The organism is Caballeronia sp. GAFFF1 (assembly GCF_023630705.1).
GTDB lineage: Bacteria > Pseudomonadota > Gammaproteobacteria > Burkholderiales > Burkholderiaceae > Caballeronia.
Map to the genome: position 1 here is coordinate 1 of NZ_JALQEM010000020.1, position 18056 is coordinate 18056.

Consider the following 18056-nt stretch of genomic DNA (forward strand, 5'->3'; position numbering starts at 1 on the left):
CCAAGGGAACGCGGATACAAGCTGCACGACCACGCGCTCGCGCTCTACGGCGCCTCCACGAAGGAAAACTGCCCGCACCGAAAGCAGTGAGCGGCAGGCGCCCGGCCGGGCGCGCGAATGCAAAAACCGCCGTCTGTCGGCTTCGATAGACGGCGGTTTTGTTTCGTCCATTCTCGTCCCTGTGCGGCGCAATCCGATAACGACGCTCATCGCCTCTGAAACAGGCACTTCCCGCGACAGCCGCTGTCATAGCAACGGTCGCCAGCGATCACTAGCCCTCTGTGGCTTTAATCAGCTTTCCGCGGACCTGCAATCAGCGAACGTCAAAAGGAGTAACGTCAATGGACGTGCAACAACTCGTATCAGAATTTCTGTCTTCGTCGCACGGGGCGCAAGCCACGCAGGCGCTGACCGATCAGGGCTTCAGCCAGGAAGACAGTCAGCAAATGCTTAGTACGGCTGCGGAAACGGCGCACGCGCACGCCGAAGAGCAGAGCCAGGGCTTGCTGGGCGACCATCCCGGCAAGAGATTCTTTGCAGCGTTCGCGGCGGGGCTCGTGCGCGGCGACGGCTTCTTCAAGTCGCTGGAAGAAGGCGGCGAAGGCGTGCTGACCGGACGCATCGCGGAATCCATCGGCGCGCGCATGGGCATCGACCCGGGCACGGCGTCGACCGTTGCGGCTGCCGCGACGCCGTATGTCATATCGTTCCTGCGCCAGCGGTTCGCATAACGCCGCGCAAAAAACAAAGCCGCTCCGAGGAGCGGCTTTGTCGTTGCAGCGGACCGAACGTTACTTCGCGTTCGCGAGCGCGACCGCCGTATCCAGCATGCGGTTCGAGAAGCCCCACTCGTTGTCGTACCAGCTCGACACCTTCACGAGACGGCCCGACACCTTCGTGAGCGTCGCGTCGAACGTCGACGAAGCCGGGTTGTGGTTGAAGTCGACCGACACCAGCGGCGCGTCGTTGTAGCCGAGAATGCCCTTCAGCTCGCCTTCCGACGCTTCCTTCATGATCTTGTTGACTTCTTCGACCGTCGTGTCGCGCGCCGCGATGAACGACAGATCCACCACCGACACGTTGATGGTCGGCACGCGGATCGCGTAGCCGTCCAGCTTGCCGTTCAGCTCCGGCAGCACGAGGCCGACCGCCGACGCCGCGCCCGTCTTCGTCGGAATCTGGCTGTGCGTGGCCGAGCGCGCGCGGCGCAGGTCTTCGTGATACACGTCGGTCAGAACCTGGTCGTTCGTGTATGCGTGGATCGTGGTCATCAGGCCGTTGACGAGGCCGATCTTGTCGTTCAGCGGCTTGACGAGCGGCGCGAGGCAGTTCGTCGTGCACGAAGCGTTCGAGATGACCGTGTCCGATGCCTTCAGCACGTTGTGGTTCACGCCGTACACGACGGTCGCGTCCACGTCCTTGCCGCCCGGCGCGGAAATGATGACCTTCTTCGCGCCGCCCTTGATGTGCGCGCTCGCCTTTTCCTTCGTCGTGAAGAAACCGGTGCACTCCATCACCACGTCGACGTTCAGTTCGCCCCACGGCAGTTCGGCCGGGTTGCGGTTCGCCAGCACGCGAATCTTGTCGCCGTTGACGACGAGGTAGTCGCCGTCCACCGACACGTCGCCGGGGAACTTGCCGTGCGCGGTGTCGTACTGCGTCAGGTGCGCGTTCGTCTTGGCATCGCCGAGATCGTTGATGGCGACGATCTCGATGTCGTGCTTCTTGCCGTTCTCGTAGAAGGCGCGCAACGTGTTGCGGCCGATCCGGCCGTAGCCGTTGATTGCAACGCGAATCGTCATGGTCTATCTCCTTGGCTTAAAAAAACCTGCTTCGCTGCACGCGGATGCTCACGCGGCCAGAACGGCCTTCGCCGTTTCGACGACGTGCTCCACCGTGAAGCCGAAGTGCTTGAAGAGCGCACCGGCCGGCGCGGACTCTCCGAACGTGTCGATGCCGACCACGCCGCCTTCGAGGCCCACGTACTTGCGCCAGAAATCCGTCACGCCCGCTTCGATCGCTACGCGCGCCACGCCCTTCGGCAGCACGCGCTCGCGGTACTCGGCGTCTTGTTTGTCGAAGAGGTTCGTGCAGGGCATCGAGACGACGCGCGCGCCGATGCCTTCTTTCGCGAGCGCCTCGACGGCCTGCATCGCGAGCTGCACTTCCGATCCCGTGGCGATCAGGATGATTTTGCGCGCAGGAATGTCGTCGTTCCAGTCGACGAGCACGTAACCGCCCTTCGCGATGTTTGCAATCTGAATGTCGTTGCGCGGCGAGTACTGCAAGTTCTGGCGGCTGAAAATGAGCGTCGACGGGCCTTCGTGCTCGATGGCATGCGTCCACGCGACGGCCGTTTCCACAGTATCCGCCGGCCGCCACGTCTGCAACTGCGGAATCAGGCGCAGGCTGGAGACGTGCTCGACCGACTGGTGCGTCGGACCGTCTTCGCCGAGGCCGATGGAATCGTGCGTGAACACGAAGATCGAGCGCGCCTTCATCAGCGCGGCGACGCGCAGCGCGTTGCGGCTGTAGTCCGAGAACGTCAGGAACGTGCCGCCGAACGGACGGAAGCCGCCATGCAGCGCAATGCCGTTGATGGCCGCGCTCATGCCGAATTCGCGCACGCCGTAATTGATGTGATTGCCCCACTGGATGCCCGCATGGCCCGCGTTGGCGTTTTCCGCGTCGCCGGCGGCGCGCACCGCTTTCGACGCCTTCCAGTTCGTGAGATTCGAGCCGGTCAGGTCGGCCGAACCGCCGAGCAGTTCCGGCAGCGCGGCGGCGAGCCCTTCGATGGCCTGTTGCGATGCCTTGCGCGTCGCGACTGTTTCCGCACGCTGGTTCGCATCTTCGATGATCTTCGCGGCACTTGCCTTCCAGTCGGCGGGCAGTTCGCCCTTCATGCGGCGCGCGAATTCGGCGGCCTGTCCAGCGTACTTGGCGCGATAGGCGTCGAACGCCTTGTTCCACTCGCCTTCCACGCGCGCGCCCTGCTCCTTCGCGTCCCACGCTGCATAGACTTCCTGCGGAATCACGAACGGCTCGTATTGCCAGCCGATCGCGGCGCGCGTGGCCGCGATCTCGTCGCCGCCGAGCGGCGCGCCGTGCGCGTCGTGGCCGCCCGCCTTCGTCGGCGCGCCCTTGCCGATGACCGTGCGGCAGCAAATGAGCGTCGGCTTGTCGGATTGCTTCGCCTGAGCGATGGCGGCATCGACTGCGTTGACGTCATGGCCGTCCACGGCGCGAATCACATTCCAGCCGTACGCTTCGAAGCGCTTCGGCGTGTCGTCGTGGAACCAGTGCTCGACGTGGCCGTCGATGGAAATGCCGTTGTCGTCGTACAGGGCGATCAGTTTGTTCAGCTTCAGCGTGCCCGCGAGCGAACAGGCTTCGTGCGAAATGCCTTCCATCAGGCAGCCGTCGCCCAGGAACACATACGTGTAGTGATCGACGATCTTCGCGTCGGCCTTGTTGAACTCGGCGGCGAGCAGCGCTTCGGCGAGCGCCATGCCGACCGCGTTGGCGACGCCCTGGCCGAGCGGGCCGGTGGTCGTCTCGACGCCCGCCGTGATGCCCACTTCGGGATGGCCCGGCGTCTTCGAATGCAGCTGGCGGAAGTTCTTGATCTCGCTCATCGGCAGGTCGTAGCCGGTGAGGTGCAAAAGCGCGTACAGCAACATGGAGCCGTGACCGTTCGACAGAACGAAACGATCGCGGTCGAACCAGTGTGGATTCGACGGGTTGTGCTTCAGATGGCGCGACCACAGCGCGACGCCGATCTCGGCCATGCCCATGGGCATGCCGGGGTGACCGGAATTGGCTTGTTGCACGGCATCCATGGCGAGCGCGCGAATTGCGTTGGCCATGAGGGCGGTCGGGCTGGAAGTCGGGATCGTCATGTCGGGTGTCGGCGGCTACGGAAGCGTGAGGCAGTGCGTCGAGGCAGTACGTCGAGGCAGTGCTGAAATGATCCACGGTGCTTCTTGACGCTGCGTCTAGCCGGTACTTCGCACCGGACGCCGGACCCGCGGCACGCCGCGTTTTCAGTACCGGAACGACGAGAAACGACGAGGATCGGGAGGCGGTCATTCTAACAGACCGGTCCGTTCGACAGGCGTGCGACACGGCGCCGAACGTGCGGCTTCCGGCGTTCGCGGGCATGTTCCGTGCAGCCGGGCGAAGCCGTTCATCGCGTTGAAACGCCATCACGCGCCGCGGGCGGTTCGCGCCTCATGGCAAAATGCCCCTCACTGGTACGAGCAAAAGGCTTCAAGGAGTGCTTTCGATGACTGACCCTCGCCCCGCCGACGTCCCCTGGCTCACGCCCTATCTGACCGTGCGCGATGCGCGCGTGAGCATCGCGTTCTACGAGAAGGCGTTCGGCTTCGTGGTACGTGACAGCGTGAACGACGACGGCACCATCATCCACGTCGAGATGACGTATCGCGGGCAACTGATTCTGATGTTCGCGCCGGAGGGCGCGTACGGATCGCAGGCGCGCACGCCGAAGAGCACGGGCCAAATGGCGCCGCAGTCGTTCTATCTCTATGTCGACGATGTCGATGCCACCTTCGCGCATGCGCTCGCCGTCGGCGCAAAGCCGCTCATCGAGCCGCAGGACCAGTTCTGGGGCGACCGTTTCGCGCAGATCGAGGACCCGGACGGCTATCGCTGGGCGATTGCGCGCCATCTTCGTTGAACCCGCCGCAAGGCGCTATCCGCGGACAGGCGTCCGTGATCGATCTCCATGCCACGCTTTTTCGTTGACGGCCCGCTCGCGGCAGGCCAGACCATGTCTCTTCCCGACGACGTCGTGCGCCACGTGCACGTGCTGCGCTTGCAGAACGGCGACGCCATTACGCTCTTCGACGGCACCGGAGGCGAATATAACGGCGCGCTCGTCGAGATCGGCAAACGGGCGGCGCTCGCGCGCATCGACGCGCACAGCGAACGCGAAGCGGAGCCGCCGTATCGCGTGACGCTCGCGCAGGGCGTCGCGGGCGGCGACAAAATGGACTGGCTGATCGAGAAGACGGTGGAACTGGGCGTCGCGCAGATCGTGCCGCTCACGGCCGAGCGCGGCGTCGTGCGGCTCGCGGGCGAGCGCGCGTTGCGGCGTCAGGCGCACTGGCAGGCGCTCGCGCGCGCCGCTTGCGAGCAATGCGGGCGGAATCGCGTGCCCGAAGTGGCCGCGCCGCGCGACCTGAGCGCGTGGCTGGCGTCACTGCCAGCCGCTGCGGATGGCGACCTGCGGCTGCTGCTTTCGCCTCGCGCCGACGTGTCGTTCGCCGCGCTGCCCCCGGAGCCGCCGCGCGGCCGCGTCACGCTGGTGATCGGTCCGGAAGCCGGCTTTTCGCCGAAAGAAGAGCGCGAGATCGTCGCGGCGGGCTTCGCTGCGCTCGGTCTCGGGCCGCGCGTGCTGCGCACGGAAACGGCGGGAATCGCGGTGCTCGCGGCGCTGGCCGCGCGCTGGGGCGGATGGTGAATCCGCGTCCGGCCGCCACAAAAGCAAACAGCCCGATGACGGGCTGTTTTGCTCACGGCTGACGCGATGAAACGAATTCAGACGAACGAATAGAACACGCGGAACGCCACGCGCCGCTCTGCCCAGAATTCGGCGGCATCGCGGAAAACGTCGAGCAGCGTTTCGCGCCCTTCCTTGTCGAACTTCTGCGCGATGGGCAACTGCTCCAGCACGATCACGAAGCCCGGCTGCGAACCCGCGCGGTGCACGAGGTCGGTCAGGCAGTCGTAGAGCGCGTCGTAGTTCTTGCCGAAGTGCTTCGGAAACAGGAACGAGGTCGCGATGGTTTCCAGCACTTCCTGTTTGCTCTGCGCCTGGCCGAGATACGCATACAGAAAGTGCTGGCCGAGGCGATTGGCCTCGTCGGCGAGTTCCTGCACGCGAAACGCGCGGATGGACTGCACGATGTTCGGCCGCACCGTCGCAAACAGAGACTCCGACTCGTCCTGCGGATGCGCCGCCGGATGCTCGTTCGAATGATTCGGCTCGTCATCGGGTCTGTTGTCGTGTTCTGTCATGCGTAGCCGCAATACTCGCTGGAACAGGTTGCCGTCGCCGGTTGCGAAAAAATCACCCGCGACGCCGTTGTCGTGCGCGTAGATGTTGTCGCTCATGCCGTTAATCCCTCGTTATCCCGCAATGCGTTTAAAACTGGCGTAGTGGTCGTCCGAGTAGTAACAATCGTCGATCTGCCGCTTGAGGCCGCCGCATACGATCCGGCGTGGGCCGCGATCCCGCGCTCGCGGCGTGGGGACTGTGTATTCGTGGTAATAGCCGCGCGCATGCCGTGGCAGCAAGCGTTCGCGGTTGCCGAACACGACGCCGTCTTTCTCGTAAGGGAAAGGCCCGCCCGCCTGGATCAACTGCAGTGTCTCGACCGCCTGTTTCGGCAACTCCGCGACGGCCACGGTTGCGAAGTCGTCGTTGCGCGCTTGCCGGGTCTGCGCTGCGGACGACCGGCTGGCCTCCGGCGGGATCTTCGCCGAAGCGGCCTGATTCGCCGGCTTCGCGGGCATGACCGTGTCTGCCGCGCTTCGGGATTCGTCCTTGCCGCAGCCGCCCAGAAAGACGCCGAGTGCGACGATGCAGGCAAGTGCCGTAGCGCGCTTCACGAAACGATTGTCCCCGCGATGAACCGAAAAATGCGACAACCCCGAAAGATGTAAGGGTATCGCTAATGCCAAAGCGAAGCAACGTTCGGCGGGATTTCGGAAATTTTTTCTCAACTTCGCGAGCGCATGCACCGATTTGCGGAGAAAAGGCAGCTACATCTAGCCCAAATCTGAGAGACATTTCAACTGCGCAAGATAATAATTTCACGCGCTGGGAATCGAAACCCTTGGACAAGCCGCCTCACTTGTCGCCAGTTTCACGGCATGCGCTCCATGCCGGACGCCCTGCGCTTTTAGGGAACAGCAAACTTCCCCCTTGCTACTGCCCCAGCGTGCCGCCTTCGCGGCACGTTTTTTTTCGCCGAAAAAAAACGCGGCGGGAGAACCCGCCGCGTCGCGCTTGCGCTGTGAGCGATGCGCCTTAGCGCGCCGCCGATGCGTCCGCCACGAGCAGCGCCGTCATGTTCACGATGCGCCGCACCGTGGCCGAAGCCGTCAGCACGTGCACCGGCTTGGCCGCGCCGAGCAGGATCGGCCCGATCGCGATGTTGTTGCCCGCTGCCGTCTTAAGCAAGTTGTACGAGATGTTCGCCGCGTCGATGTTCGGCAGGATCAGCAGATTCGCGTCTCCTTCGAGCGTCGACTCGGGCAGCACTTCCTTGCGCAACCGCGCGTCGAGCGCCACGTCGCCGTGCATTTCGCCGTCCACGTCGAGATCGGGCGCGCGCTCTTTCAGAATGGCGAGCACGTCGCGCATCTTCTGCGCGGTCGGCGCGTTGCTCGTGCCGAAGTTCGAATGCGACAAGAGCGCGATCTTCGGCATGATGCCGAAGCGCTTCACTTCTTCCGCCGCGAGAACCGTGATTTCGGCGAGCTGCTCCGGCGTCGGGTCCACGTTCACATGCGTATCGACGATGAAAATCTGGCGGCCGGGCAGCACGAGCGCGTTCATCGCCGCGTACACGTTGCAGCCGTCCTTCTTGCCGATCACCTGATCGATGAAGTGCAGATGCCGATGCGTCGTGCTCACCGTGCCGCAAATCATGCCGTCGGCTTCGCCCTTCTTCACCAGCATGGAACCGATCAGCGTGGTCCGGCGCCGCATTTCCAGCTTCGCCATCTGCTGGCTGATGCCCTTGCGCGCCATCATCGCGTAATAGGTCTGCCAGAAGTCGCGATAACGCTCGTCGTGGTCCGTGTCGACGACCGTGAAATCGACGCCCGGCGTGAGGCGCAGGCCGAACTTCGTAATGCGCTGCTGAATGACCGCCGGACGGCCGATGAGAATGGGCTTCGCGATCTTCTCGTCCACGGCGATCTGCACCGCGCGCAGCACGCGTTCTTCCTCGCCTTCCGCAAACACGATGCGCTTTTTCTCCGGCTCCACGCTGCGCGCGAGCTGGAAGACGGGCTTCATCGTCGTGCCGCTGTGGTAGACGAACTGCTGCAAGTGCTGCTCGTAGGCGTCCATGTCTTCGATGGGACGTGTCGCCACGCCGGATTCCATCGCCGCTTTCGCCACCGCAGGCGCAATCTTCACGATGAGACGCGGATCGAACGGCTTCGGAATCAGATATTCCGGCCCGAACGACAAGTCCTGAATGCCGTACGCCGTCGCGACGATATCGCTCTGCTCCTGACGCGCGAGTTCGGCGATCGCGTTCACGGCGGCGATTTCCATTTCCTTCGTGATCGTCGTCGCGCCGGCATCCAGCGCGCCACGGAAGATGAACGGGAAGCACAGAACGTTGTTGACCTGATTCGGATAATCCGTGCGGCCGGTGGCGAGCACCGCGTCCGGACGCACTTCCAGCGCGAGCTCCGGCAGGATTTCCGGCGTCGGATTGGCGAGCGCGAGAATCAGCGGCTTCGCGGCCATGCCCTTCACCATGTCCTGCTTCAGCACGCCGCCCGCCGAGAGGCCGAGGAACACGTCCGCGCCTTCGATCACTTCGGCAAGGGTGCGCGCGCTGGTTTCGCGGGCGAAGCGTTCCTTGTCCGGGTCCATGAGTTCAACGCGGCCCCTGTAGACCACGCCCGCCAGATCCGTCACGAAGATGTTCTCGAGCTTCATGCCGAGATCGACGAGCAGGTCCAGACACGCGAGCGCCGCCGCGCCCGCGCCCGATGCAACGAGCTTCACTTCGCCGATGTTCTTTCCGACCACCTTCAGGCCGTTCGTGATGGCCGCCGCGACGACGATGGCCGTGCCGTGCTGGTCGTCATGGAAGACGGGAATCTTCATGCGCTTGCGCGCCTCGCGCTCGACGATGAAGCAGTCCGGCGCCTTGATGTCTTCCAGATTGATGCCGCCGAAAGTCGGCTCCAGCGCGGCGATCACATCGACCAGCTTGTGCGGGTCGCTTTCGTTCAGCTCGATGTCGAACACGTCGATGCCGGCGAACTTCTTGAAGAGCACGGCCTTGCCTTCCATGACCGGCTTCGAGGCGAGCGGCCCGATGTTGCCGAGCCCGAGCACCGCCGTGCCGTTCGACACGACGCCGACGAGATTGCTGCGCGCGGTGAAGCGCGCGGCGTTCAGCGGATCTTCGACGATCGCTTCGCATGCGAACGCCACGCCCGGCGAGTACGCCAGCGCGAGGTCGCGCTGGTTGATCATCTGCTTGGTCGGGGCGATCGCGATTTTGCCGGGCGTCGGAAACTCGTGATAATCGAGCGCGGCTTCGCGCAACTTCGTATTGGCGGGAGTCGTCATAAGGCGGGCTAGCAGTGCGGGAATTAGAATGGAACCTCGAACGCATTGTAGCGCCAATCAAGCCCCGCTTTTGCGCGCAGTCCATGCAATTCGGCTACAAGTGCCATGACCGGAGAATGCCTGATCGCTCGGCTGGGCAAGGCTTTCGACACATCATTCCGTTTTTTCGAGACGTGCGGCGGCGCCTGAAGGCGCGGTTGTTGCCGCGCCGTCTTTCTCTTGCACTGCACAAATAACTCACTTCCCCGACGATGCTTTCCGAGTTCTCCCTGATCGATCGATACTTCGCCCGCCGCGCCAAAGCGCCCTCGCCGAGACAAGGCGACGCGCCGCTCGGCATCGGCGACGACTGCGCGCTGATCGCGCCGCCCGCCGGCCTTCAGCTTGCGATCTCGACGGACATGCTCGTCGCCGGCCGTCACTTTTTCCCCGATGTCGATCCGTACGCGCTCGGTCACAAGGCGCTCGCGGTGAATCTGTCGGATCTCGCCGCGATGGGCGCGAAGCCGCACGCGTTCACGCTCGCGCTCGCCTTGCCGCGCGCCGACGAAGCGTGGCTCGCCGCGTTCAGCGACGGCATGTTCGCATTGGCCGAACGCTTCGACTGCGCGCTCGTCGGCGGCGACACGACAAGCGGGCCGCTCAACATCTGCATCACCGTATTCGGCGATGTCGCGCACGGCGCGGCGCTGCGGCGCGACGCAGCCAGACCCGGCGACGACATCTACGTGTCGGGCGTGCTCGGCGATGCCCGCGCGGGGCTCGGCGTCTTGCGCGACGAATGGCGCGCGCCGGACGAAGCGAGCGCATCGGCATGGAAGCAGGCGCTCGAACGCCCGGAGCCGCGCGTGGCGCTCGGGCTCGCGCTCGCCGGCATCGCGCATGCGGCGCTCGATATCTCCGACGGCCTCGCGGGCGACGTCATGCATATCCTCTCGCGCTCGGGCGTGCGAGCAACCGTCGATGCCGACGCCGTGCCGTGTTCCGACGCGGTGCGCGCGATGCCTGAAACCGCGCGCCGCCGGTGCACGCTCGCGGGCGGCGACGACTACGAGCTGTGCTTCACCGCGCCGCAGGACGCTCGCGATGCGGTGGCGCGCATCGGCGAGCGCGTGGGCGTGGCGCTCACGCGCATCGGTACAATCGACTCCGCGGGCGCGCCTGCCATCGCCTGGCGCGACGGCGCGGGCGCGCCGCTTCCCCTGACGTTGCAAGGCTTCGATCACTTTCATGCAGACTGACCCCACCGCCGCGAGCGAATCCGCGCCGCCGCGTTCGCCGTCCCCCGCCAAACCGCGCAAGGCGAGCGCGCGTTTCATGCTGACGCACCCGCTGCACATTCTGTCGCTCGGCTTCGGCAGCGGCCTTTCGCCCATTGCGCCCGGCACGGTCGGCACGCTCTTCGCGTGGGCGTCGTTCGTGCCGCTCAACCGGCATTTGACCGTGGCGGAATGGGGCGCGCTGATCGCCGTCGGCTTTATCGCCGGATGCTGGTTCTGCGGCTTCACCGCGAAGAAGATGGGCGTCGCGGACCCGTCGCCCGTCGTGTGGGACGAGATTGTCGCGTTCTGGCTCGTGCTGCTGGTCGTGACGCCCGCGACGTTCACCGGGCAGTTGTGGGCGTTCATCGTGTTCCGCTTCTTCGACATGGTGAAGCCGCCGCCGATCCGCTATTTCGACCGCCATCTGAAAGGCGGCTTTGGCATCATGTTCGATGATCTCGTCGCCGCGTTCTTCAGCCTGCTCGTGATTGCGCTGTGGCGCATGACCGTCTGACGTTTCACTCCTTCGTCTGCGAGACACCGTCATGCCAACCGATACCGTCGTTCATCAACTTGCGATCCGCGTCGGCAACAAGCTGCGCGACGAACGGCTCATGCTCGCCGCCGCCGAATCGTGCACGGGCGGCATGGTGGCGGCCGCGATCACGGACATTTCGGGCAGCAGCGCGTGGTTCGAGCGCGGCTTCGTCACGTATTCGAATCTCGCCAAAACGGAGATGATCGGCGTGCCGGCCGCGTTGATCGAGCAGCACGGCGCGGTGAGCGAGCCGGTTGCGAAAGCCATGGCCGAAGGCGCGCTGCGCAACAGCCGCGCGCAGGTGTCGGTGTCGATCACGGGCGTCGCCGGTCCCGCCGGCGGCAGCGAAGCGAAGCCGGTCGGCACCGTGTGCTTCGCCTGGAGCAATCGCCTGCATACCGCGTTCGAGACGCAGCATTTCAAAGGCGACCGCGAGCAGGTGCGCACGCAGGCGGCGGCGCACGCTTTGAGGAAGTTGCTGGAGTTTCTGGAACAGCGCGAGCGATAAACCCGCGCCGCGCTCATCACCGATACGCGTTGATCGTATCCCGCGTTTTCTTCGCGGCTTCGGCCGCCGCGTTCGCGTAATCGTCGCCCTTGCCGGCGTACAGAATGGCCCGCGACGAGTTGATGAGCATGCCCGTGCCATTCGCCGTGCCGCCTGCGCGCACGGTCGCCTCGACATCGCCGCCTTGCGCGCCGATGCCCGGAATCAGCAGCGGCATGTCGCCGACAATGCCGCGCACCGCTTCGATTTCCTTCGGAAACGTCGCGCCGACGACGAGACCCAGTTGCCCGCTCGCGTTCCACTTCTCCGCTGCCAGTTTCGCGACGACCTGATACAGCGGCTTGCCGTCCGTCGTCAGGAATTGCAGGTCTGATCCGCCCGCGTTCGACGTGCGGCACAGCACGATCACGCCCTTGCCTTCATGCGCGAGATACGGCTCGATGGAATCGAAACCCATGTACGGATTCACCGTCACGGCGTCCGCTTTGTAACGCTCGAACGCTTCCTTCGCGTATTGCTCGGCCGTGCTGCCGATATCGCCGCGCTTCGCATCGAGAATGACCGGCAGCCCCGCGTGCTTCTCGTGGATATGCGCGATCAGCGCTTCGAGCTGATCTTCCGCGCGATGCGCGGCGAAGTACGCAATCTGCGGCTTGAACGACGACGCGTACGGCGCGGTGGCATCGACGATGGTTTTGCAGAACTCGAAGATCGCGTCGGCGCGGCCCGCGAGCGCGCCCGGAAACTTCGACGGCTCCGGATCGAGGCCGACGCACAGGAGCGATTGCGTGCGCGACCACGCGGCGTTGAGCGACTGAATGAAAGACATGGGAAAAATCGGCGGAAAGGGATGCCACGCATTTTAACGTGCGCGGCATCGCTTTCCTGTTCGGGCGTTTGGCGCGTTCAGCGCGCGAGCGCCGCGCGGCCGCGCGCCTTCGCTCCCGCACGCGTGCGCGGCCGGCCGCGGCGCGCGGCCTCGCCGGTGCGCTCGACGGTGAAACGGAATTCGCGCGAGAGCCGCTCGCCGGGCGCGAGCACCGTCATGCCGTTCGCCTCGCCGCCGCCCGGCAGGTTCACCGCGTTGATCGGATGATCGACCGGCTCGAAGCAGAAGAAGTCTTCGCCGGGAGGCGCGTAAAGCACGTAGTAGTCGGTGTCGGCGGCAATCGTCAGCGAGAGACGGCGCTTCGGCCAGAGCACGCTCGTGCGTCCGCTCCAGCCGGTGAACGCGTTGTTCACCATCTCCGATGGCATCGGATACGCGACGCCGAACTGCCACGCGGGCGGCGCGGGCACGTGGCGCACCGGAAGCCAGTCGTCGCCGCAGAGCCACAGGCCGCCCGCCGCCGCCGAAAGCTCGGTATCGGCTTCGCGCATCAGAAACGGATGCAGGCCGAGACCGAAGGGCAGCGCCTCGTCGCCGGTGTTCTGCACGTCGAGCGTGACGACGAGCGTGGCTTCGTCGAGCGCATACGTCTGCGACGCTCGAAACGAGTACGGCTTGCCGTCGCTGCGCTCGAACGCGAGCCGCACGCGCGTCGCTTCTTCTTCCTCGACGCTCCACGCGCCGAGCCAGCCGTCGCCGTGCAGCGGCAGCGGCTCATCCGGGCGGTTGCGCGGCACGTCGATAGCGCGTCCGGAGAATCGAAAATGCCCGTTGCCGATGCGGTTCGAATACGGCAGCAGCGGATAACACGCGAGCTGGTCCGGATCGGTGTCGGGGCCCGGTTCCGCGCACGGCCGGAAAATCGGCACGAGCGCGCCTTCGTGACGCCAGTCGAAGCGCGTGACGCCGCCGCCGAGCGCCGGCGCGACATCGAGCCTCAAGTGCGCGTTCGCGAGGGTGATGCAGCCTTCGACGGCCGCGCCGCCGATTGCGACGACCGCCGTGCTCGGCCCCGGCCGGATCGGCGGTTCAGCGGCGGCGGCGAGCCGCGAGCGGCGCGCGTTCGCCTGCGCCGTGGACGCGGACGGCGGATTCACCCTTTGCTCATTGCGCGCAACCGTCATGACCTGTGCTCCATCGAGAGGCGAAGAACCCGGCGCGGCCGCGGCCGGGGGCTGGACGGGCGGCGCGTCGGATCGCGCGCCGCCTCGGTTTCTTATGCTCGCGGCTTGCCGGCGAAAACCGGCTCCGCGATGCCGCGCACGCCGGGCCGCGCGGTGAAGATACCGCCCGCGTGGGCGTCGGTCTTGAGCGCGTCGTCGGAAAGGCCGATGCGCGCCGTCGTTACGAAGAGCGTATCGAGCGACGCCCCGCCGAACGCCACGCAACTCGGCTGCGCGCTCGGCACCTCGATGCGCGCGGTCTCGCGGCCGTCCGGCGCGTAGCGCACCACGCGCCGCCCGCCCCACTGCGCGTTCCAGAGGCAGCCTTCTGCGTCGACCGTGGAGCCGTCGGGCGCGCCGGTATCGTCCGTCAATTCGACGAACACGCGGTCGTTCGAGAGGCTCGGGTAATCGCAGACGCGAATATGGCGCGTCGGCGTATCGCAGTAGTAGAGCGTCGTGCCGTCCGGACTGAACGCGGTGCTGTTGTTGATCGCGCACTGCCCGAGCGGCAGGCGCTCCAGCGACAAATCCAGGTTCAGCCGATAGTAACCGCCGAGCGGCTCTGCATCGTCCACGTCGTGCTTCGTGCCGAACACGAAGCGTCCTTCGCGGTCGCAGCGGCCGTCGTTCAGGCGCGTCGGCAGGCCGGCTTCCACTTCCGTGATCGTCTCGATCTTGCCCGTCGAGAACTGGAAGAACGCGAGCCGCGACGCCAGGCCGAGCAGCACGAAGTCCGGGTCCGCGCAGAGCGCGAAGCACGCGAGGCGCTCCGGCATGTCGAAGGCTTCGGTCGATCCGTCGCGCGGATCGTAGCGCAAGAACCGCTTGCCTTCGATATCCGTCCAGTAGAACCGCCCGCTCGCGGCGCACCACGTCGCGCCCTCGCCGAGCGCGCACCGGCTGTCGATCAGAAGCCGTGCCTCGGTTGCTTCGCTCGCGCCGCCTTGGTTCATTAGACCCATCCTCCGTCGATGATGATTTCCTGCGCCGTCATCATGCTGCTATCGTCCGATGCCAGAAAGAGCGCCGCGCGCGCCAGATGCTCCGGCAGCACTTCGGCGTCGATGCACTGTCCCTGCTTGAGCGCGAGCTTGCCCGCCTCGTCGAGCCACAGGCGCTTCTGCTTTTCCGTCATCACCCAGCCGGGCACCAGCGAATTCGCGCGGATGCCGAACTTGCCGAGGTCGCGCGCGAGACCGCGCGTCAAGCCCTGCACCGCCGATTTCGCCGTCACGTACACGGGCAGATTCGGGTTCTTGAGCATCCAGCTGACGGAGCCGAGATTGATGATCGAGCCGCCGCCGAGTTGCTTCATGTCGTCGACGACCGCCTGCGCCGCGAAGAACTGGTGACGGATATTCACCGCGATGCCCCAATCGAACGATTCGGGCGTGACTTCCTGAATGGTATGACGCTTGTCGTTAGCCGCGTTGTTGACGAGCACGCCGATCGGCCCGAGCGCGCCGCGCACATCCGCGATGCCTTGGCGCAATGCGTCGATGTCCGTCAGATCCACGCGCAGGAACATCGGCCGCGTGCGGTCCGCGGCGAGATCCGCGCCGAGCCGGTCGGCAAGCGCCTCGCCGGCTTCCGTGTCGATATCGAAGAACGCCACTTTCGCGCCCTGATCGAAGAAATGCTCGACGAACGCCGCGCCGATGCCGGTCGCGCCGCCCGTGATGAGCACGGTCTTGCCCGCGAGGCTCGGGTAGCGCGCGAGGGTGTTGTCGATGGATGTCATTTATTTCGCCGTCCTTTCAGTCGCGCGATCCGCGATTTTTCAACTGGTCTAGCAACACGGCAGCGAGCAGAATCGCGCCGCGCACGAGGTACTGATAGAACGCGTCGATGTTCAACAGGTTCATCACGTTCTCGACCGTGCCCATGATGAGGACGCCGATCACCACGCCGGAAATCGTCGCCCGGCCGCCGAGCAGCGAGACGCCGCCGAGCACGCACGCCGAAATCACGTTCAACTCGAAGCCTTGCGCCGCGTTCGGTTGTCCCGACGTGATCCGAGACGCAAGGATAACGCCTGCGAGCGCCGTCACCGCGCCCTGCACGAGGAAAATCCATACGCGCGTGCGTTCGACGTTGATGCCCGCGAGCCGCGACGCTTCCGGATTGCCGCCGATAGCGAGCGTGTTGCGGCCATAAACCGTCTGGTTCAGCAGCACGCCAAACACGATGAAACATGCGAGCGTGACCCAGATCGGCAGGGAAATGCCGAGCATGGTGAGGCTGCCCATTTCGATGAACGTATCCGACGACACGCCCACCGCCTGCCCGTGCGACACGATAAAGCCGAGCCCGCGCACGATTTCCATGGTCGCGAGCGTGGTGATCAGCGCGTTAATGCGCAGATACGCGATCACCGCGCCGTTCACGAAGCCGATCACCGAGCCCGCCGCCACCGCCGCGATGATCGCGATGAACGTGTTGTTCGTCGCGTTCAGCACCATCGCGCAGAGCACGCCCGCGAACGCGATGGTCGAGCCCACCGACAAGTCGAAGTCGCGCGAGGCGAGGCAGAACATCATCGTGCAGGCGACCATGCCGATCTGCGAGATCGACAGCGCGAGGCCGAGCATGTTTTCGATCGAGAAGAAGTGATCGACGGTCAGCGACATCGTGACGAACATCACGATGAAGATGACGATCAGGCTGTATTCCGTAATCTGCTGCCACCACTTCTGCTTGTCGCTTCTCTGCGGGATCAGCGCGTTCGCGACCGTCTCACTCGCCTGTCCCACGATGTTTTCTCTGGCTTCCATGATTTCTTTCCTTAGTCCCCTTGGTCTTTCTTCGTCCGCTTCGTCCTTAAGCGGCCTCGGCGACCGTCTCGGATTGCGGCAGCGCGAGGCTCAACACCGACTGTTCGTTCGCCTGCCCGCGCGGCAATTCGCCCGCGACGCGCCCTTGCCGCATCACGACGATGCGATCGGATACGCCCAGCACTTCGGGCAATTCCGACGAAATCATCACGATCGCGCAGCCGCGCTCCGCGAGCTGATAGATCACGTTGTAGATTTCGTGCTTCGCGCCGACGTCGATGCCGCGCGTCGGTTCGTCCAGAATCACGACCTTGAGATCCGGCTCCGCGAGCCAGCGCGAGAGAATCGCCTTCTGCTGATTGCCGCCCGACAGAAAGCGGATGCGCTGCCGGCGGCTCGGCGTCTTGATCTTCAGAAGCTGGATGAAGCGGTCCGCCGTCTCGGCTTCCTTCTTGCGGTCGAGGAACAACCCCGCGCGCAGATAATGACGGCGGCACGAAATGTTGATGTTCTCCGCGACGGTCGCCATCGCGACGATGCCCTCTTCCTTCCGATCTTCCGGGCACAGCACGATGCCGTGGCGAATCGCTTCGCCGGTGCTGCGAATCTTGATCGGCTGGCCGTCGAGCTGGATCGTGCCTTCCTTCTTCTTGTCCGCGCCGTAGATCAGATGCATGAGTTCGCTGCGTCCCGCGCCGACCAAGCCGAAGAATCCGACGATCTCGCCGCGCCGCACCTCGAAGCTCACCGGCGCGGAAAGCGCTTCCCCCTGCACGTTCTGCACCGCGAAGCGCACGTCGCCCAGTTTGCGCGGGCGATAGTTATAGATATCCGAGATTTCGCGGCCGACCATTTCCTGCACGAGCGTGTCGCGCGGCACTTCGGCGAGCCGCGTATGCGACGCGATCTTGCGGCCGTCGCGGAAAATGGTGCAGGCGTCGCATAGCTCGTAGATCTCGTCCATGCGGTGCGAGATATAGATGAGCGCGCGCTTGTCCGCCTTCAGGTCGCGCACGAGCTTGAACAGCACGTCGGTTTCGCGGTGCGAGAGCGACGAAGTCGGTTCATCGAGCGCGATCACGCGCGCATTGCGCAGAAGCGCCTTGCAGATTTCCACCATCTGCCGCTGCGCGATGGAGAGCTTGCGCAGTTTCGCGTTCGGATCGAGATCGACGCCCATCGCGGCGAGCCGCTCGCGCACGTGCTTTTTCGCCGCGCGCTTGTCCACCCAGCCGAGCCGGTTCGGCAGCGCGCCGAGCAGCAGGTTCTCGGACACCGTCAGGTCCGGCACGTACTGCAATTCCTGATGAATCACCGCGATACCCGACGCAATCGAAGCCGCGGCGCTTCCGAAATGCACTTCCCTGTCGCCGATGAGCACGCGCCCCGAATCGGGCTGATACTCGCCGCCGAGAATCTTGAGCAAGGTCGATTTGCCCGCGCCGTTCTCGCCCATCAGACCGTGAACTTCGCCGGCGTTGACGTCGAACGACACGCCGTCGAGCGCGCGCACGCCTGGAAACACCTTGCCGATATTGTCAAAACGCAGCGTCGCTGACACATC

At 65.0% G+C, this 18056-nt stretch carries 17 protein-coding genes and 1 pseudogene; 7 read left to right on the forward strand and 11 right to left on the reverse strand.

The window, feature by feature from the left end; translation table 11 throughout:
- A pseudogene (locus NCR37_RS11030) lies at positions 1-90 on the forward strand (transcriptional repressor); the annotation flags it as partial.
- A 251-nt stretch (positions 91-341) separates the two neighbouring features.
- Entirely contained in the window at positions 342-731 is a 390-nt protein-coding gene (locus NCR37_RS11035) for a hypothetical protein (RefSeq protein WP_250473040.1), read from the forward strand.
- Positions 732-791: 60 nt separating this feature from the next.
- On the opposite strand, the gene gap is transcribed toward NCR37_RS11035, so the two are convergent.
- Both gap and tkt read right to left on the reverse strand, forming a co-directional pair.
- Entirely contained in the window at positions 792-1802 is a 1011-nt protein-coding gene (gap, locus tag NCR37_RS11040; RefSeq protein WP_244847225.1) for a type I glyceraldehyde-3-phosphate dehydrogenase, read from the reverse strand.
- Between the two features lie 48 nt (positions 1803-1850).
- Complete coding sequence (gene tkt / locus NCR37_RS11045) at positions 1851-3902, reverse strand: transketolase (RefSeq protein ID WP_250473041.1); 2052 nt, start codon at positions 3900-3902, stop codon at positions 1851-1853.
- A gap of 386 nt (positions 3903-4288) precedes the next feature.
- Between tkt and NCR37_RS11050 the strand changes: the two genes are divergently transcribed.
- Together NCR37_RS11050 and NCR37_RS11055 are read left to right on the forward strand one after the other, a co-directional pair.
- Positions 4289-4702 carry a VOC family protein gene (locus NCR37_RS11050; protein WP_250473042.1) on the forward strand — a complete coding sequence of 138 codons (414 nt, stop codon included), beginning with the start codon at positions 4289-4291 and terminating at the stop codon, positions 4700-4702.
- Positions 4703-4750: 48 nt separating this feature from the next.
- Positions 4751-5488, forward strand: a complete 738-nt coding sequence (locus NCR37_RS11055; protein ID WP_250473043.1) for a 16S rRNA (uracil(1498)-N(3))-methyltransferase — start codon at positions 4751-4753, stop codon at positions 5486-5488.
- A gap of 77 nt (positions 5489-5565) precedes the next feature.
- Here NCR37_RS11055 and NCR37_RS11060 read toward each other — a convergent pair whose 3' ends face one another.
- The 3 genes from NCR37_RS11060 to NCR37_RS11070 all read right to left on the reverse strand — a co-directional run bounded on the left by NCR37_RS11060 (position 5566) and on the right by NCR37_RS11070 (position 9355).
- Positions 5566-6141 carry a barstar family protein gene (locus tag NCR37_RS11060; protein ID WP_250473044.1) on the reverse strand — a complete coding sequence of 192 codons (576 nt, stop codon included), beginning with the start codon at positions 6139-6141 and terminating at the stop codon, positions 5566-5568.
- Positions 6142-6156: 15 nt separating this feature from the next.
- Positions 6157-6771 (reverse strand): ribonuclease, encoded by a 615-nt coding sequence (locus NCR37_RS11065; RefSeq protein ID WP_502800511.1) that lies wholly within the window; start codon positions 6769-6771, stop codon positions 6157-6159.
- A 289-nt stretch (positions 6772-7060) separates the two neighbouring features.
- Positions 7061-9355 (reverse strand): NADP-dependent malic enzyme, encoded by a 2295-nt coding sequence (locus tag NCR37_RS11070; RefSeq protein ID WP_250473045.1) that lies wholly within the window; start codon positions 9353-9355, stop codon positions 7061-7063.
- A gap of 251 nt (positions 9356-9606) precedes the next feature.
- Between NCR37_RS11070 and thiL the strand changes: the two genes are divergently transcribed.
- From thiL to NCR37_RS11085, 3 genes are read left to right on the forward strand one after another with little or no spacing between them, the layout of a single operon-like run.
- Positions 9607-10596, forward strand: a complete 990-nt coding sequence (thiL, locus tag NCR37_RS11075) for a thiamine-phosphate kinase (protein WP_250473046.1) — start codon at positions 9607-9609, stop codon at positions 10594-10596.
- Positions 10586-11131, forward strand: coding sequence for a phosphatidylglycerophosphatase A family protein (locus tag NCR37_RS11080; RefSeq protein WP_175945069.1), 546 nt, complete (start codon positions 10586-10588; stop codon positions 11129-11131). The genes thiL and NCR37_RS11080 overlap by 11 nt, the downstream gene beginning before the upstream one ends.
- Positions 11132-11162: 31 nt before the next feature.
- Complete coding sequence (locus tag NCR37_RS11085) at positions 11163-11663, forward strand: CinA family protein (protein WP_175945071.1); 501 nt, start codon at positions 11163-11165, stop codon at positions 11661-11663.
- 16 nt (positions 11664-11679) lie between these two features.
- Here the strand turns inward: NCR37_RS11085 and pyrF are convergent, their stop codons facing one another.
- From pyrF to araG, 6 genes are all read right to left on the reverse strand, one after another.
- A complete protein-coding gene (gene pyrF, locus NCR37_RS11090; RefSeq protein WP_250473047.1) occupies positions 11680-12492 on the reverse strand; it encodes an orotidine-5'-phosphate decarboxylase in 813 nt (270 codons plus the stop codon).
- Between the two features lie 77 nt (positions 12493-12569).
- The gene (locus NCR37_RS11095) at positions 12570-13676 is read right to left on the reverse strand and encodes an aldose 1-epimerase (protein ID WP_250473048.1); all 1107 of its coding nucleotides are present in this window, start codon (positions 13674-13676) and stop codon (positions 12570-12572) included.
- A 92-nt stretch (positions 13677-13768) separates the two neighbouring features.
- Complete coding sequence (locus NCR37_RS11100) at positions 13769-14680, reverse strand: SMP-30/gluconolactonase/LRE family protein (RefSeq protein ID WP_250473049.1); 912 nt, start codon at positions 14678-14680, stop codon at positions 13769-13771.
- Positions 14671-15459: an SDR family NAD(P)-dependent oxidoreductase gene (locus tag NCR37_RS11105; RefSeq protein WP_250473050.1), complete on the reverse strand. Its 789-nt coding sequence runs from the start codon at positions 15457-15459 to the stop codon at positions 14671-14673. Before NCR37_RS11105 ends, NCR37_RS11100 begins: the two co-directional genes overlap by 10 nt.
- 16 nt (positions 15460-15475) lie before the next feature.
- On the reverse strand, positions 15476-16492 hold the full coding sequence (araH, locus tag NCR37_RS11110; RefSeq protein WP_175945080.1) for an L-arabinose ABC transporter permease AraH: 1017 nt from the start codon (positions 16490-16492) through the stop codon (positions 15476-15478).
- A gap of 46 nt (positions 16493-16538) precedes the next feature.
- Complete coding sequence (gene araG / locus NCR37_RS11115; RefSeq protein WP_250473051.1) at positions 16539-18053, reverse strand: L-arabinose ABC transporter ATP-binding protein AraG; 1515 nt, start codon at positions 18051-18053, stop codon at positions 16539-16541.
- Positions 18054-18056 lie beyond the last annotated feature (3 nt).

Excerpts from the sequence above, each read along its gene's own strand:
- NCR37_RS11035 (WP_250473040.1), top strand. The coding sequence starts at position 342 with ATGGACGTGCAACAACTCGTATCAGAATTTCTGTCTTCGTCGCACGGG.
- gap (WP_244847225.1), bottom strand. The coding sequence starts at position 1,802 with ATGACGATTCGCGTTGCAATCAACGGCTACGGCCGGATCGGCCGCAAC.
- tkt (WP_250473041.1), bottom strand. The coding sequence starts at position 3,902 with ATGACGATCCCGACTTCCAGCCCGACCGCCCTCATGGCCAACGCAATT.
- NCR37_RS11050 (WP_250473042.1), top strand. The coding sequence starts at position 4,289 with ATGACTGACCCTCGCCCCGCCGACGTCCCCTGGCTCACGCCCTATCTG.
- NCR37_RS11055 (WP_250473043.1), top strand. The coding sequence starts at position 4,751 with ATGCCACGCTTTTTCGTTGACGGCCCGCTCGCGGCAGGCCAGACCATG.
- NCR37_RS11060 (WP_250473044.1), bottom strand. The coding sequence starts at position 6,141 with ATGAGCGACAACATCTACGCGCACGACAACGGCGTCGCGGGTGATTTT.
- NCR37_RS11070 (WP_250473045.1), bottom strand. The coding sequence starts at position 9,355 with ATGACGACTCCCGCCAATACGAAGTTGCGCGAAGCCGCGCTCGATTAT.
- thiL (WP_250473046.1), top strand. The coding sequence starts at position 9,607 with ATGCTTTCCGAGTTCTCCCTGATCGATCGATACTTCGCCCGCCGCGCC.
- NCR37_RS11080 (WP_175945069.1), top strand. The coding sequence starts at position 10,586 with ATGCAGACTGACCCCACCGCCGCGAGCGAATCCGCGCCGCCGCGTTCG.
- NCR37_RS11085 (WP_175945071.1), top strand. The coding sequence starts at position 11,163 with ATGCCAACCGATACCGTCGTTCATCAACTTGCGATCCGCGTCGGCAAC.
- pyrF (WP_250473047.1), bottom strand. The coding sequence starts at position 12,492 with ATGTCTTTCATTCAGTCGCTCAACGCCGCGTGGTCGCGCACGCAATCG.
- NCR37_RS11095 (WP_250473048.1), bottom strand. The coding sequence starts at position 13,676 with ATGACGGTTGCGCGCAATGAGCAAAGGGTGAATCCGCCGTCCGCGTCC.
- NCR37_RS11100 (WP_250473049.1), bottom strand. The coding sequence starts at position 14,680 with ATGGGTCTAATGAACCAAGGCGGCGCGAGCGAAGCAACCGAGGCACGG.
- NCR37_RS11105 (WP_250473050.1), bottom strand. The coding sequence starts at position 15,459 with ATGACATCCATCGACAACACCCTCGCGCGCTACCCGAGCCTCGCGGGC.
- araH (WP_175945080.1), bottom strand. The coding sequence starts at position 16,492 with ATGGAAGCCAGAGAAAACATCGTGGGACAGGCGAGTGAGACGGTCGCG.